This is a genomic window from Micromonospora rhizosphaerae (assembly GCF_900091465.1).
GTDB classification, from domain to species: domain Bacteria; phylum Actinomycetota; class Actinomycetes; order Mycobacteriales; family Micromonosporaceae; genus Micromonospora; species Micromonospora rhizosphaerae.
In genome coordinates this window covers 2,089,104-2,102,506 of record NZ_FMHV01000002.1, presented here as the reverse complement: position 1 = coordinate 2,102,506, position 13,403 = coordinate 2,089,104, and the positions used below count along the sequence as shown (strand labels likewise).

10 protein-coding genes and 1 pseudogene are annotated in these 13,403 nt (G+C 73.5%); 4 read left to right on the top strand and 7 right to left on the bottom strand.

Annotation, left to right across the window (positions count from 1 at the left end; all coding sequences use genetic code 11):
• Window positions 1–4: 4 nt before the first annotated feature.
• The 5 genes and pseudogenes from GA0070624_RS10205 to GA0070624_RS10185 form a co-directional block, all read right to left on the bottom strand.
• Window positions 5–304 (bottom strand): annotated as a pseudogene (locus tag GA0070624_RS10205) (MoaD family protein); the annotation flags it as partial.
• A 71-nt stretch (window positions 305–375) separates the two neighbouring features.
• Complete coding sequence (locus GA0070624_RS10200) at window positions 376–864, bottom strand: M67 family metallopeptidase (protein ID WP_091339449.1); 489 nt, start codon at window positions 862–864, stop codon at window positions 376–378.
• Window positions 865–919: 55 nt separating this feature from the next.
• On the bottom strand, window positions 920–1,423 hold the full coding sequence (locus tag GA0070624_RS10195; RefSeq protein WP_176731997.1) for a DUF2017 domain-containing protein: 504 nt from the start codon (window positions 1,421–1,423) through the stop codon (window positions 920–922).
• Window positions 1,424–1,425: 2 nt separating this feature from the next.
• Complete coding sequence (gene clpS / locus GA0070624_RS10190; protein WP_089010866.1) at window positions 1,426–1,716, bottom strand: ATP-dependent Clp protease adapter ClpS; 291 nt, start codon at window positions 1,714–1,716, stop codon at window positions 1,426–1,428.
• Window positions 1,717–1,831: 115 nt separating this feature from the next.
• Complete coding sequence (locus GA0070624_RS10185; RefSeq protein ID WP_091339442.1) at window positions 1,832–3,406, bottom strand: P-loop NTPase family protein; 1,575 nt, start codon at window positions 3,404–3,406, stop codon at window positions 1,832–1,834.
• 200 nt (window positions 3,407–3,606) lie between these two features.
• Here GA0070624_RS10185 and GA0070624_RS10180 point away from each other — a divergent pair, with 200 nt between their 5' ends.
• Genes GA0070624_RS10180 through GA0070624_RS10165 form a run of 4 tightly spaced genes read left to right on the top strand, consistent with a single transcriptional unit; the run spans window position 3,607 to window position 9,454 of the window.
• Entirely contained in the window at window positions 3,607–6,279 is a 2,673-nt protein-coding gene (locus tag GA0070624_RS10180; RefSeq protein ID WP_091339438.1) for a LuxR C-terminal-related transcriptional regulator, read from the top strand.
• A 16-nt stretch (window positions 6,280–6,295) separates the two neighbouring features.
• On the top strand, window positions 6,296–7,582 hold the full coding sequence (locus GA0070624_RS10175) for a nicotinate phosphoribosyltransferase (protein WP_091339435.1): 1,287 nt from the start codon (window positions 6,296–6,298) through the stop codon (window positions 7,580–7,582).
• Between the two features lie 12 nt (window positions 7,583–7,594).
• The gene (locus GA0070624_RS10170; protein ID WP_091339432.1) at window positions 7,595–8,176 is read left to right on the top strand and encodes an isochorismatase family protein; all 582 of its coding nucleotides are present in this window, start codon (window positions 7,595–7,597) and stop codon (window positions 8,174–8,176) included.
• A gap of 39 nt (window positions 8,177–8,215) precedes the next feature.
• Window positions 8,216–9,454 carry an MFS transporter gene (locus GA0070624_RS10165; RefSeq protein WP_091339429.1) on the top strand — a complete coding sequence of 413 codons (1,239 nt, stop codon included), beginning with the start codon at window positions 8,216–8,218 and terminating at the stop codon, window positions 9,452–9,454.
• Window positions 9,455–10,340: 886 nt separating this feature from the next.
• Here GA0070624_RS10165 and ctaD read toward each other — a convergent pair.
• Together ctaD and GA0070624_RS10155 are read right to left on the bottom strand one after the other, a co-directional pair.
• Window positions 10,341–12,098 (bottom strand): aa3-type cytochrome oxidase subunit I, encoded by a 1,758-nt coding sequence (ctaD, locus tag GA0070624_RS10160; RefSeq protein WP_091339426.1) that lies wholly within the window; start codon window positions 12,096–12,098, stop codon window positions 10,341–10,343.
• 138 nt (window positions 12,099–12,236) lie between these two features.
• The gene (locus GA0070624_RS10155) at window positions 12,237–13,346 is read right to left on the bottom strand and encodes an FAD-dependent monooxygenase (RefSeq protein WP_091339421.1); all 1,110 of its coding nucleotides are present in this window, start codon (window positions 13,344–13,346) and stop codon (window positions 12,237–12,239) included.
• Between the last annotated feature and the right edge of the window lie 57 nt (window positions 13,347–13,403).

The following is a 13,403-nucleotide window of genomic DNA, read 5'->3' as shown; positions in this document are numbered from 1 at the left end:
CGATCGCCGCTGCCGCGGCGAAGCCGAACGCGCCACCGGCCACGGCCGGCAGGATGGTCACGCTGTCGCCGTCGTTGAGCTTGGCGTCCAGCGCGCCGAGGAAGCGGACGTCCTCGTCGTTGACGTAGACGTTGACGAAGCGGTGCAGCGCCCCGGCGTCGGTGACCAGCCGGGCCTTCAGGCCGGCGTGCCGGGAGTCCAGGTCGGTGAGCAGGTCGCCCAGGGTGTCCCCGGTGCCCTCGACGACCTTCGCGCCGCCGGTGTAGCTGCGCAGGATGGTGGGGATGCGAACCTCGATGGCCATGATGTCGTGCTCCTTGATGATCGGGTGTGCCACGGTGACGGGAGAGGAATTGGTGAGCCGGCGCTGAGGGATCAGCGGCCGGAACACTCGTAGTCGACCGTCGCCGGGCTCTGCCCGAACATGTAGGACTGGACGGCGTGCGGGTCCACGGCGGGATCAACGATCCGGACCGGCTCCTCGGTCACCACGCCGTCGACGATGCGGAAGGAGCGGATCTCCTCCGTGTCGGGCTCGCGGGTCGAGACGAGCAGGTAGTGCGCCCCCGGCTCACCGGCGAAGGAGACGTCCGTGCGGGACGGGTACGCCTCGGTGGCGGTGTGCGAGTGGTAGATGACGACCGGCTCCTCGTCGCGGTCGTCCATCTCCCGCCACACCCGCAACTGCTCCATCGAGTCGAACTCGTAGAACGTCATGGACCGGGCGGAATTCTCCATCGGGATGTGCCGCGCTGGAATGTCGCTGCCGATGGGACCGGCGACCACGCCGCACGCCTCGTCCGGATGGTCGCGGCGCGCGTGGGCGACGATCGCGTCGACGATCGACCGGTCGATGCTCAGCACGCCGAACAGCCTAACGCCTGCCCGTGACGCCCGGCGAGGTGGTGACCGTCACGGCTCAGTCGATCAGGGCGTTGAGCAGGGATTCCTGCAGATAACCCAGGTACGCGTAGACCGATAGTTGGAACACCCGGGAGGAGGTCGGGTCCTCGGCGATCGCGTCGTCGAGCTCCTCGCCCAGGTCGGTGCCGTCCTTGATCTCCAGCCGGACCCCCATCGCGAGCCGGGCGTCGTTGAGCGCGCGCAGCCAGGCCTCGGCCGCCTCGCCGTCGAGCTTCACCTCGCCGCCGGCCTCGCCGGATTCGTCGGGCAGGGCCGCGAGGATCGCCCCGGCCTGGTCGATCTTGGCGGTCTTGAGGTCGCCCTCGGTGTACCGGCGGAACTCGGCGGTGCTCGCGGAGTCGTCCGGGTAGACCTCCGGAAAGAGCCGGCCGACCACCGGGTCGCTGTGGTCGAAGCCGTCGGTCAGCAGCCCGACCACCTCCGTGGCGACCTTGCGCAGCACCCGGACCTCGTCCGGGGCGAAGGTGGCGACGTACCGATCGCCCTGGCGACGGAACATGCTCACGACCGGTCCACCGTCGCCCAGAGCCCGTACGCGTGCAGCTGCGACGCGTCGTGCTCCATCCGCTCCCGGGCCCCGCTGGAGACGACGGCGCGGCCCTTGTGGTGCACGTCCAGCATCAGCTGCTCGGCCTTCTCCCGGCTGTACCCGAAAAGCTTCTGGAAGACCCAGGTCACGTACGTCATCAGGTTGACCGGGTCGTCCCACACGATCGTCACCCATGGCCGGTCGGAGACCGGCACCTCGTCGGTGTCCGGCGTCTCGACCGGTGCAACCTGTGGAGCCGCCATGCCACCCATCGTGCCACCGGATTCGGCGAACCGATGAACCGGAACGCCGGGCGGCCCCGGATCACCCTCCCGGGCCGCGGCGAGCGGCCCGGGAGAGCGGTCGGCGGCGCCGGCCTCAGGCGAGCAGGATGCCGTGGTCGACAGCATCGGTGAGCACCGCGCCCAGCGAGAGGCGGATCACCTCGAAGCGGCGGGACACTTCCCGGGTGAGTTCCAGCTCGACCTCGCGCAGCGCCCGCTGGGCCCAGGAGCGCGCACGGTTCGGGTCGTCGTTGCCGGGGCTGCGCCAGTGCTGCCAGCAGCCACCGGAGAGGGCCACCGCCACCGGCGGGAGCACCTCGACGCGCTCCGCACCGGGAAAGCCGGCCAGCGCGTCGGTGGCGCCGGCGCCGGTGAGCTCGGCCACCCCGGCGGTGCTGGTGACCAGGAGCACCCGGTCCAGCTCCCGGCCGGTCGGGTGGTCGACGAGGCCCCAGCGGACGGCTGCGGCGATCCGCCGGCGCACCCCCTCGGCGAGCGGAGCGCCGAAGACCTGGGCCGCCGCCTCGTCGACGATGCCCCGCACGGCCTGGTCGCCCTGTGCCGTGGCGAGCAGGGACAGGGCCTGCATCTCCCGGTCGAGCAGCTGTGGCAGGCCGGCGCAGCCGACCCCGAAGACGATCTCCTGCACCACCCGGAGGTGGATGTTGGCCAGTTCCAGGGCGAGGTGCTGGCGGATTCGCTGGGCGCAGGAGCGCACCTGACGGTCGAGCCGCTCGGGGAGCTCGCCCGGGTCGAGCCCGGGGACCACGCTCACCCGGCCGTGCGCACCCGGCGGCACCGGCGGCTGGGCGCTGGCGCGGCGCAGCCCCTCGTCGGCGGCCCAGCCGACGAGCGCCCGGCGCAGGGCGGCGTGGTCGGCCTGCCGAATCGGGTACCAGCGGGCGGCGGCGAGCCCGGGCACGGCCGCGAGCAGGGCGGCCCGGTGGGCCGCGACGGAGACCTCGACCGGATCGACCGGGCGCCGGCGCTGGGCCGGAGCCCGGGTGCGGAGGGCCGGCGGTAGGGACGCCCCCGCGTCCTGCCTCGGCGTCCCGCCGTCCGACCCCGCGGCCCAGCCGGCCGTCCCAGGGGTGACCGCGAAGAAGACCTCGACCCGGGCCTGGGAGATCTCCGCCAGCAGGTGCAGCTCGGCGGCGGTGAACGCCTGGTCGGCGGAGATCACGAAGAGCAGCGCGCCGCCCCGGCCGACCGCGTCGAGCAACACCCGTCCCCCGGCCAGGCCGAGCGAGCCGGTGTCGGGCGTGTCGAGCACCTTGAAGTGCCGCAGCAGCGGCTCGGGAATGCTCAGCTCCACCCGGCGCGGCGGGCGGGCCAGCGCCGGACCGGCCGCGGCGGGGTCGGCGCCGTAGGAGTGCGGCTGGCGGTAACCCGGCACGTACGCGGCACGGGTCGGCGTCCGCGCATGGCTGACCACCAGGCAGCTACCGTCCGGCACGGCGAGCATCTCGGGCTCGAGCCCGAGCAGGGCGGCCAGCAACTCGCGGCGGTCGGCGCCGGACGGACCGGCGGCGACGACGGCCAGCGGCTCGTCGGGGTTCGGGGTGGTCACGCCGAGCCGGACGGGCAGCGGCGCACCGCGGGGCAGCTCAACAGTCGGCCCGCCCGCGTCGTCGGGGACGGCGAACGCGGGGACAGGACCCGGCTTCATCAGACGGCCTCCCGGAGTGGACGACCGGGTTGCGGGCCGGTCGCTAGGTAATCCGGCGGTGGCACCCGGATGCCGGAAGAGTACGGGCGGAGACCCTACCCTCCCGAACAACTCGGATACTCACCAGTAATGGACAGGTTACTCAACTTCGGTGGGTGACGGTCTACTCGCAGCCGGATTTCCGTCGATATGCTGCTCCGATGAGTCGGTGGGACTTCGTCGGTCGAACCGATGAGCTCAACCGTCTGTTGTCGGCGGTCGGCGGCCCCGAGGGGCGCGGACTGCTCTTCAGCGGCACCGCGGGCGTCGGCAAGAGCCGACTGCTGCGGGAGGGAGTGGCCGCCCTCCCCACCGACGGGTACGCGATCTGGACGGTCGCGGCCAGCGCCACCACGGCCGCCCTGCCCTTCGGCGGGCTGGTCCAGGTGCTCCCGGCGGACCAGCCGCAGGGGCTCTCCCCCGCCGGCATCCTGCGCTGGGCCGTGGAGGTGCTGCAGGAGCAGGCCGCCGGCCGGCCCATCGTGCTGGCGATCGACGACGCACACCTGCTCGACCCGCCGTCGGCGGCGTTGGTGCACCTGCTCTCCCACTCGGAGAACGCCACCGTGATCGGTACGCTGCGGGACGGCGAGCAGATCCCGCTGCCGATCCGTGCCCTGTGGACCGACGACATGGTCGACCTGGTCGAGCTGGGCCCGCTGGGCGCCGCCGAGACCACCGGGCTGCTCGCCGCCATCCTGGACGGTCCGGTCGACAGCGGATCGGCCGAGCGGCTGTTCCGGCTCTCCGCGGGCAATCCGCTGCTGCTCCGCGAGCTGGTGCTGGCCGCCACCGCCGGCGGCGAGCTGACCCGCACGTACGGGATCTGGAAGTGGACCGGCCGGCTGGAGCTGGCGCCGAGCCTGACCGAGCTGATCGGCACCCGGATCGGCCAGCTCACCCCCGGCGTGCGGGCGGTGGTCGAGCTGGTCGCGTTCGGCGAACCGCTCGGTCTGCACCTGCTCGAGCAGGCGGTGGACCCGGCCGACGTGGAGACCGCCGAGGAACGCGGCCTGATCAGGATGCTCCGCAACGACCGGCGGCTGAACGTGCGGCTCGCCCACCCGCTCTACGGGGAGGTGATGCGCCGGCAGTGTCCGGTGAGCCGCACCCGCCGGTTGCAGGCGACCCTGGCCGAGCTGTTGGAGCAGGTCGGCAAGCGCCGCCGAGACGACCTGCTCCGGGTGGCGGTGTGGCGGTTGGACTCGGGCACCGCGCAGGATCCGGCGCTGCTGCTCGAGGCGGCGGCGCAGGCCTTCGGCCGGTACGACGTACCCCTGGCGACCCGGCTGGCCCGGGCGGCGCTGGAGGCCGACGGCGGGTTCGACGCCGCGGAGCTGCTCGCCACCATCCTGATGTTCGGCGACCAGCCGGACGAGGCGATCCGGGTGCTGGACTCGGTCGCCCGGGAGATCCACTCCGACGGGCGGCGCAGCCGGTGGCTGACGGTGCGCGGCATGGTCAGCTACTGGGGACTCAGCCGGGAGTCCACCGTGGAGGAGATCGCGGCGCGGGCCGGGGAATTGGCCGACCTCACCGCCCGGGCCCGAGTCCGCGCCTTCGAGGCGATCATGCGGCTGCACCGGTTGGACACCCGCGCGGCGCTCCGGCTCGCCCAGGCGGTGCTGGACCGACCGGCCTCCTCAGTGGCCTCCCGGGAGCTGGCCCGGTGCACCATCGCCCACCTCCGGGCCGGGCAGGGGCAGTACCGGCGCAGCGCGACGGCAGTCGCCCGGGTACAGGCCGAGGCGGCGCGCTGGCGCGGCGAGATGCCCTACCTCCAGCTCGCCATGGAGCTGGCCCGGGGGACCCGGCTCGCGCTCTCCGGCGACCTGCCCGGCATCGACGCGATCGTGGCCGACGAGTTCGCCGACCTGGCGGGCGCGGGCGAATTCCGGCTGGGCACGGGCTACCTGGCCATCCTCCAGGCGTACGCGGCGCGGCTGCGGGGGCAGAGCGACGAGGCGCTGAGGACCAGTCTCGGCGCCTGCGCGGTGCTGGCCACCAGCCGGGTCTACGCCGGGCTGGCGCACGCCGAGCGCGCCCAGGCGGCCGCGCTGCGCGGGGAAACGGGACACGCCGTCGAGGCGATGGCCGAGGCGGACCGCACCCACGCACCGGGGATGGCGGTGCTCTACCCGTGGCTGGAGCAGGCCCGGGGTGCGGTGTACGCGGCCGCCGGCGACCTGCCGGGCGCGACCAAGCACCTGTGCGCGCTCGCCGAGCGGGTCCGCGCGGACGGGCTGGCCGGTCACGAGGTGCTGGTCCTGCTCGACCTGGTCCGGCTGGACCAGGCCGCGGCCCCGGTCGGCCCGACCTGCACGGACGGCGGCCGGCGTACCGTCGCGCAGCGGCTGGCCGACCTCTCCGAACGGGTCGACGGGGCGCTGCCGCCGCTGGTCGCCCGGTACGCCCGCGCCGCCGTCGAGGACTCCCCCACCGAACTGCTCGCGGTCGCCGACGCTCTCGCCGCGCGCGACCTGACCGTCTTCGCCGCCGAGGCGGCCGCGCTGGCCCTGCGCCGGCTGCGCCGCTCCGCCGCGACCGGCCCGGCGCGGGAACGGCTCGCCGCCCTGCTGAGCCGCTGCGACCAGGTCTCCACCCCGGCGCTGCGGCTGCTCCGGCCGGCGCTCAGCGACCGCGAGCGGCAGGTCGCCCGGCTCGCGGCCGACGGCGCCACCAGCCGGGCCATCGCGGAGCAGCTGTATCTGTCCAGCCGGACGGTGGAGAACCACCTGCAGCGCGTCTACAGCAAGCTCGGCGTGGCCGGGCGGGCGGAGCTGCGGGCCGCCCTGCGATCGATGCCGGGCCACGACGGCGCGGATTCCGCTTGAACTCTAGGCTGGAGCGGTGAGCACCCTTCGCCCCGCGCTGCTGACCGATCACTACGAGCTGACGATGGTCAACGCCGCCCTGCGGGACGGTACCGCCGACCGCCGATGCGTCTTCGAGGTGTTCACCCGGCGGCTGCCGGCGGGCCGCCGTTACGGGGTGGTCGCCGGGACCGGGCGACTGATCGAGCTGATCCGCGACTTCCGGTTCGACTCCGACGAGGTGGAGTTCCTGCGCCGGACCGGGGTGGTGGACGACCGGGCCGCCGAATGGCTGGCCAGCTACCGCTTCACCGGCGACGTCGACGGGTACGCCGAGGGCGAGCTCTTCTTCCCCGGCTCCCCCATCCTCAGCGTCTCGGGCGGCTTCGCCGAGTGCGTGGTGCTGGAAACGCTGGTGCTGTCGGTGCTCAACCACGACAGCGCGGTCGCCGCGGCCGCCGCCCGGATGGTGACCGCGGCCCGGGGCCGGGCGCTGATCGAGATGGGCTCGCGCCGGGCCCACGAGGAGGCGGCGGTGGCCGCGGCCCGGGCGGCGTACCTGGCCGGCTTCCGGTTCACCTCCAACCTGGCCGCGGGTCAGCGCTACGGCATCCCGACCGCCGGTACCGCCGCGCACGCGTTCACCCTCCTGCACGACGACGAGCAGGCCGCGTTCACCTCGCAGGTCGCCACGCTGGGCAAGGAGACCACGCTGCTGGTCGACACGTACGACATCAGCCAGGGCATCCGCAGCGCGATCGCGGTCGCCGGGCCGGAGCTGCGGGCGATCCGGATCGACTCCGGCGACCTGGCGGTGATCGCGCAGCAGTCCCGGGAGCTGCTCGACTCGCTCGGCGCCACCGAGACCAAGATCATCGTTTCCGGCGACCTCGACGAGTACGCCATCGCCGCGCTCGCCGCCGAGCCGGTCGACATTTACGGCGCGGGCACCGCCGTGGTGACCGGCTCCGGCGCGCCCACCGCCGGGCTGGTCTACAAGTTGGTCGAGGTGGACGGGCGGCCGGTGGTCAAGCGCTCCGAGCACAAGGCCACCATCGGCGGGCGCAAGGTGGCCGTCCGCCGGCACAAGCCGACCGGCACCGCCACCGAGGAGGTCGTCGTGCCGCAGGGGGTGCCGGACCGGCAGCCCAACGACCGGCTGCTCCAGCGCTCGTTCGTGGTCCAGGGCGAGCCGGTCGCGCTGCCGACGCTGGACGAGTCCCGGGAGCACCTGCGGCAGTGCCTGATCTCCATTCCCTGGGAGGGCCTGAAGCTCTCCGGCGGCGACCCGGCCGTCCCGGTGACCGTCGTACCCGCGACCTGAGGAGGACCTGGCATGAGCAACGCGCTGATCATCGTGGACGTGCAGAACGACTTCTGCGAGGGTGGCTCGCTGGCCGTGGCCGGCGGAGCGGGCGTCGCGGCCGGCATCTCCCGGCTGCTCGCCGCCGAGCCGGACCGGTGGGACCACGTGGTCGCGACCAAGGACTACCACGTCGATCCGGGCGCCCACTTCGGCGACCCGCCCAACTTCGTCGACACCTGGCCCCGGCACTGCGTGGTCGGCACCTCCGGCTCCGAGTTCCACCCGAGCCTGGAGACCGGGCGGGTGGAGGCGATCTTCCACAAGGGCGAGCACGCGGCCGCGTACTCGGGGTTCGAGGGGCACGCCGACGACGGCGAGTGCCTGGCCGACTGGCTGCGCCGGCACGGGGTGGACCGGGTCGACCTGGCCGGCATCGCCACCGACCACTGCGTCCGGGCAACCGCCCTGGACGCCGTCCAGGAGGGCTTCGACACCACGGTGCTGCTGGACCTGACGGCCGGGGTCGCGAGGGAGACCACCGACCTGGCGCTGCGGTCGATGGATGGCGCCGGGGTCACCATGGTCGGCCGGCCTGTGATCAGCAACGCTTGACCAGGTAATCGCTTGCGGCTGTCGTACCCCCGGTCGAGGATGGCGCCGGAGGTACGGACCGTCGTGAACTTGAAGCCTTACCGGCAGGCGCTCGCCCTGCCTGGTCTCCGGTCGCTGCTGCTGGTGTCGGTGCTGGCCCGCATCCCGCTCACCGCGACCGGGGTGACGCTCACCTTCTACGTCGTCCTCGACCTCGGCCGCGGGTACGGCGCCGCCGGCCTGGTCGGCGCCGCGCTGACCGTCGGCGCTGCGCTCGGCTCGCCGCTGCTCGGCCGGCTGGTGGACCGGCGCGGTCTGCGCCCGGTGCTCGCATTGACCACCGTCGCCGAGGCGATCTTCTGGGCCAGCGCCCCCGCGCTCTCCTACCCGGTCCTGCTGCCCGCCGCGTTCCTCGCCGGGCTGCTCGCCCTGCCGGTGTTCTCGGTGGTCCGGCAGTCGGTCGCCGCGCTGGTACCGGCCGAGCGGCGCCGCCCGGCGTACGCGCTGGACTCGATGTCGGTGGAGCTGTCGTTCATGGTCGGCCCGGCGCTGGCGGTGGCGCTGGCCACCGCCGCCTCCCCGCGCACCACCCTCTGGGCGGTCGGCGCCGGGATCGTCGCCTCCGGCGTGCTGTTCTGGCTGCTGAACCCACCCACCCGCAGCGCCGACGAACCGGCCGGCCCGCACCGCAAGGTGCCCCGCCGGGAGTGGCTGACGCCCCGGCTGCTCGCCGTGCTGGCGGTGAGCCTCGCCGCCACCCTGGTGCTCGGTGGCACCGACGTCGCGGTGGTCGCCGTGCTGCGGGCCAGCGGGGAGGTCGGCTGGACGGGGGCGGTCCTGGCCATGTGGGCGGTCGCCTCGCTGGTCGGCGGCTTCGCGTACGGGGCGGTCAGCCGGTCGTTCTCGCCGCTGACGCTGATGGCCGCGCTCAGCCTCTGCACCATCCCGGTCGGGCTGGGCGGGGCGCACTGGTGGCTGCTCTGCCTGACGCTCGTCCCGGCCGGTGCGCTCTGCGCGCCGACCATCGCCGCCACCTCCGACGCGGTCAGCCGGCTCGCCCCGGCGGGCGTGCGCGGCGAGGCGATGGGCCTGCACGGCTCAGCGGTCACCGTCGGCATCGCGCTCGGCGCCCCGCTCGCCGGCGCGGTGATCGACGCCTCGCTGCCGCTCTGGGGCTTCGCGGTGACCGGCGCGATCGGCCTGCTGGTGGCACTGGTGGTGCTGCCCGTGGAACTGCGCCACCGCCGCGAGACCCTCCCGGCCGCCCCGGAACCCGAGCTGGCCCCCGCCACCATCTGAGCGCCCCGCCGCCCGCCCTGCCGGACGCGGTCGACGGCGGCTGTCGCCGCACAGGGCGTCCAGCGAGGGCCTACCGCCGCGGCCGGAGCCCGCACGCGTAGTCGACCCCGGATCCGCTCCAGCAGAGGGCCACGCGCGGCTGCGCACGCTCTATCGCTGCACCACCACCCGCTGACCGCCGCGTACGGCCGACAGGCGGTGGAGAACTAGCTGCTGGCCGGCCAACGGCCTCGTGGGCACCCAGTCATCGGGCGCCTTCGGCCGGCGCGAAGGGGCCCGCTTCCGCCTGCACGCGGCGGCCCCCACCCGCACCCGACTGGCGGGCGCCGCATGGGTCGGCGTGTCGGCCGCCACCAATGTATGCCTGGAGAGCGATATGACTGTGAGTCATAAACATGCCTGACAGTCATATCGCTCTCCAGGTGTGGTCGCCTTGACGGCGCCACCTGGGCGGCAAGCCGCCCTCGCCGCCCGGCGGGACCAGCCACCGCCGACCGGGGCCCGGCGGCCCGGCTCGGCGGCCGGTGGCCCGGCGCCCCGGTGGCCCGGCGGCCCGGCGCCCCGGTGGCCCGGGCGCCGCGGTGGCCCGGCGGCCCGGCGGCCCGAAGATCCACACAACTTCTCGCCAGTTGTCGCCTCCCGCGACCGGGAGACAGCAACCTTCGGGAAGTTGCGGCCCGAACCGGGCCGGGAGCCCGATCGGGGAGACGGAGAGGCGAGACGGGACGGGGCCGGGGCGAGACGGGGCGGGGGCGGGGCGAGACGGGGCGGGGGCGGGGGCGGGGGCGAGACGGGGCGGGAGCGGGGGCGGGGCGAGACGGGGACAGACGGCGACGGGCGCCGTACCCGAGGGGTACGGCGCCCGTGGCGCGGTGTCCGCAGCGCGTCAGCGGCGGTCGAGGTTGCCGGCGGTGTCCTCCTGGTAGCTCGCACCACCGTTGGACTCGCTGGTCAGCGGCTTGGCGCCGCCCTCCGGCGGACCGGCCAGGGTCTGGCCGGCAGCCAGCTCCGGGAACTTGAGGTCGAACGCCGGGCGCTCGGAGCGGATCCGCGGCATCCGGTCGAAGTTCCGCAGCGGCGGCGGGCTGCTGGTGGCCCACTCGAGCGAGTTGCCGTGACCCCACGGGTCGTCGACCTCGACCACCGGGCCGGCCTTGTACGACTTCCAGCAGTTGTAGATGAACGGCAGGGTCGAGATACCGGTGAGGAACGCGCCGATCGTCGAGACCGTGTTCAGCGTGGTGAAGCCGTCGCTGGGCAGGTAGTCGGCGTACCGGCGCGGCATGCCCTCGTTGCCCAGCCAGTGCTGCACCAGGAAGGTGGTGTGGAAGCCGATCATGGTGAGCCAGAAGTGCACCTTGCCGAGCCGCTCGTCGAGCATCCGGCCGAACATCTTCGGGAACCAGAAGTAGATGCCGGAGAAGACGGCGAACACGATGGTGCCGAAGAGCACGTAGTGGAAGTGCGCCACCACGAAGTACGAGTCGGAGACGTGGAAGTCCAGCGGCGGGCTGGCCAGCAGCACGCCGGTCAGACCACCGAAGAGGAACGTCACCAGGAAGCCGACCGCGAAGAGCATGGGGCTCTCGAAGCTGATCTGGCCGCGCCACATGGTGCCGATCCAGTTGAAGAACTTCATGCCAGTCGGCACGGCGATCAGGAAGCTCAGGAAGCTGAAGAACGGCAGCAGCACCTGGCCGGTGGCGAACATGTGGTGCGCCCAGACGCTCATCGACAGGGCGGCGATGGAGAGGGTCGCGGCGACCAGGCCCTTGTAGCCGAAGATCGGCTTCCGGGAGAAGACCGGGATGACCTCGCTGATGATGCCGAAGAACGGCAGCGCGACCACGTACACCTCGGGGTGCCCGAAGAACCAGAACAGGTGCTGCCAGAGCATCGGCCCGCCGGTCGCCGGGTCGAAGACGTGGGCGCCCACGAGCCGGTCCGCCGCGAGCGCGAAGAGCGCGGCGGCCAGCAGCGGGAAGACCAGGATCACCAGGAGGCTGGTGACCAGGATGTTCCAGGTGAAGATCGGCATCCGGAACATGGTCATGCCCGGCGCGCGCAGGGTCAGGATCGTGGTGATCATGTTGACCGCGCCGAGGATGGTGCCGAGACCGGAGATGGCCAGACCGATGATCCACATGTTGGCGCCGACGCCCGGGGAGTGCTCCGCGGTGCTGAGCGGCACGTAGGCGAACCAACCGAAGTCGGCCGCGCCGCCCGGCGTGATGAAGCCGGCGGTGGCGATCGTGCCGCCGAACACGTACAGCCAGTAGGCGAAGCTGTTCAGCCGGGGGAACGACACGTCCGGCGCGCCGATCTGGATCGGCACGATGTAGTTGGCGAAGGCGAACACGATCGGCGTCGCGAAGAACAGCAGCATGATCGTGCCGTGCATGGTGAACAGCTGGTTGAACTGCTCGGGCGACAGGAACTGCATCCCCGGCCGCGCCAGCTCGGCGCGCATGATCAGGGCCATCAGGCCACCGATCATGAAGAACGCGAACGCGGTGACCATGTACATGATCCCGATCTGCTTCGCGTCCGTGGTGCGCAGCAGCCGCGCGATGGCCGACCCCTTGACCGGCTCCCGGACCGGCCAGGGCCGGGTCACGACCGGCTTGGGTGCGACGGTGGTCACGAGTGGCCTCCGGTTCTGGTTGTCTCGCTTGGCACGCGCTGGTTATCTGCGAGCCGTCATCCGCAAGGAGGATAGTCCCCGGCAGGTGACCCCGCCGCGTGGGGTGGGCGGCTACGATCACCGCCCGCTGGGCCGCGCTCAGAGCGGGTCGACCAGCAACCGGTAGTGCTCCTGGAAGATCCGTCCGCCACGTCCGCGCAGCAGCGGGTCGCGCAGCGCCGGCGGCACGTCCCGGGTCCGGTTGCGGTCCCGGGTCCGGTCCCGCACCCATCGGGTACGCGGCCGCCGACGACTCTCGTACGCCAGCAGCGCCGCCTCGACGCTGCCGGCCGCCTTCAGCGACTCGGCGAGCACGACGGCGTCCTCCAGGGCCATTGCCGCGCCCTGGGAGAGGGTGGGCGCGGTGGCGTGGGCCGCGTCGCCGATCAGCAGCACCCGGCCGTTGAACCAGCGTCCCAGCTCGACCTCCTCGGTGACGCCCACGTGCACCTGCTCCAGCGCCGCCAGCACCTCCGGCACCGGGCCCCCGTAGTCATCGAAGAGTTCCCGCAGCCGGGCCGGCGGATCGGCCGGCGGCACGGTGCCGGCCTCGTCGGCGTAGCAGTACAGCCGACCGGCGCCGATCGGCGCCACCAGGAAGCCGGCGCGCTGGCCGAACAGCGCGGTCCAGTCGGCGACCCGCGGCCCGTCGCGGACGACGCTCCGATAGACGACCTGGCCGGCGGGGCGCGGCGGGCCGCCGAGCGCGGCGAGGGTACGGACCGCGGACCGCGGCCCGTCGGCGCCGATCACCAGGTCGTACTCGCCGGAGGTGCCGTCCGTGAAGCCGACGGCGACGCCGCCGGGCAGCAGCTCGACGGAGCTGACCTCGGCGCCGTGCCGGACTGCGCCGCCGGCCCCGGTGAGCAGCACCCGGTGCAGTTCGGCGCGGGGCAGCGCGCGACACTCCCCCACCCCGGCCCAGAGGGCGTCGAGGTCGACCTCGCAGAGCGGCGCGCCGGCCGCGTCCAGGAAGCGCTGCCGATGGATCACCTCACCGAGCGGACGCACCGGCCCGTCCAGGTCGAGCCGGCGCAGCGCCCGGGCCGCGTTGCCGGGCAGGTAGAGGCCGGTGTCGACGAGCTCCCCGGCGGGCAGCTTCTCGGTGACGTCGGGCCGGAACCCCGCCAACCGCAGCGCCCGGGCCACGGCCAGGCCGGCGAGGCCCGCGCCGACGACGAGGATGCGCACGGGGGAGCTGCCACCCATGGTGCTGTACGCCTCCGGAGGGGTTCGGAACGCGTTGGAGGCAAGACATTACTCGGC

What these genes read in the sequence shown, in the direction of transcription:
- GA0070624_RS10170 (WP_091339432.1), top strand. Translation starts at nt 7,595, where the DNA reads ATGAGCAACGCGCTGATCATCGTGGACGTGCAGAACGACTTCTGCGAG.
- GA0070624_RS10155 (WP_091339421.1), bottom strand. Translation starts at nt 13,346, where the DNA reads ATGGGTGGCAGCTCCCCCGTGCGCATCCTCGTCGTCGGCGCGGGCCTC.
- clpS (WP_089010866.1), bottom strand. Translation starts at nt 1,716, where the DNA reads ATGGCGGCTCCACAGGTTGCACCGGTCGAGACGCCGGACACCGACGAG.
- GA0070624_RS10185 (WP_091339442.1), bottom strand. Translation starts at nt 3,406, where the DNA reads ATGAAGCCGGGTCCTGTCCCCGCGTTCGCCGTCCCCGACGACGCGGGC.
- GA0070624_RS10195 (WP_176731997.1), bottom strand. Translation starts at nt 1,423, where the DNA reads ATGTTCCGTCGCCAGGGCGATCGGTACGTCGCCACCTTCGCCCCGGAC.
- GA0070624_RS10165 (WP_091339429.1), top strand. Translation starts at nt 8,216, where the DNA reads ATGGCGCCGGAGGTACGGACCGTCGTGAACTTGAAGCCTTACCGGCAG.
- GA0070624_RS10180 (WP_091339438.1), top strand. Translation starts at nt 3,607, where the DNA reads ATGAGTCGGTGGGACTTCGTCGGTCGAACCGATGAGCTCAACCGTCTG.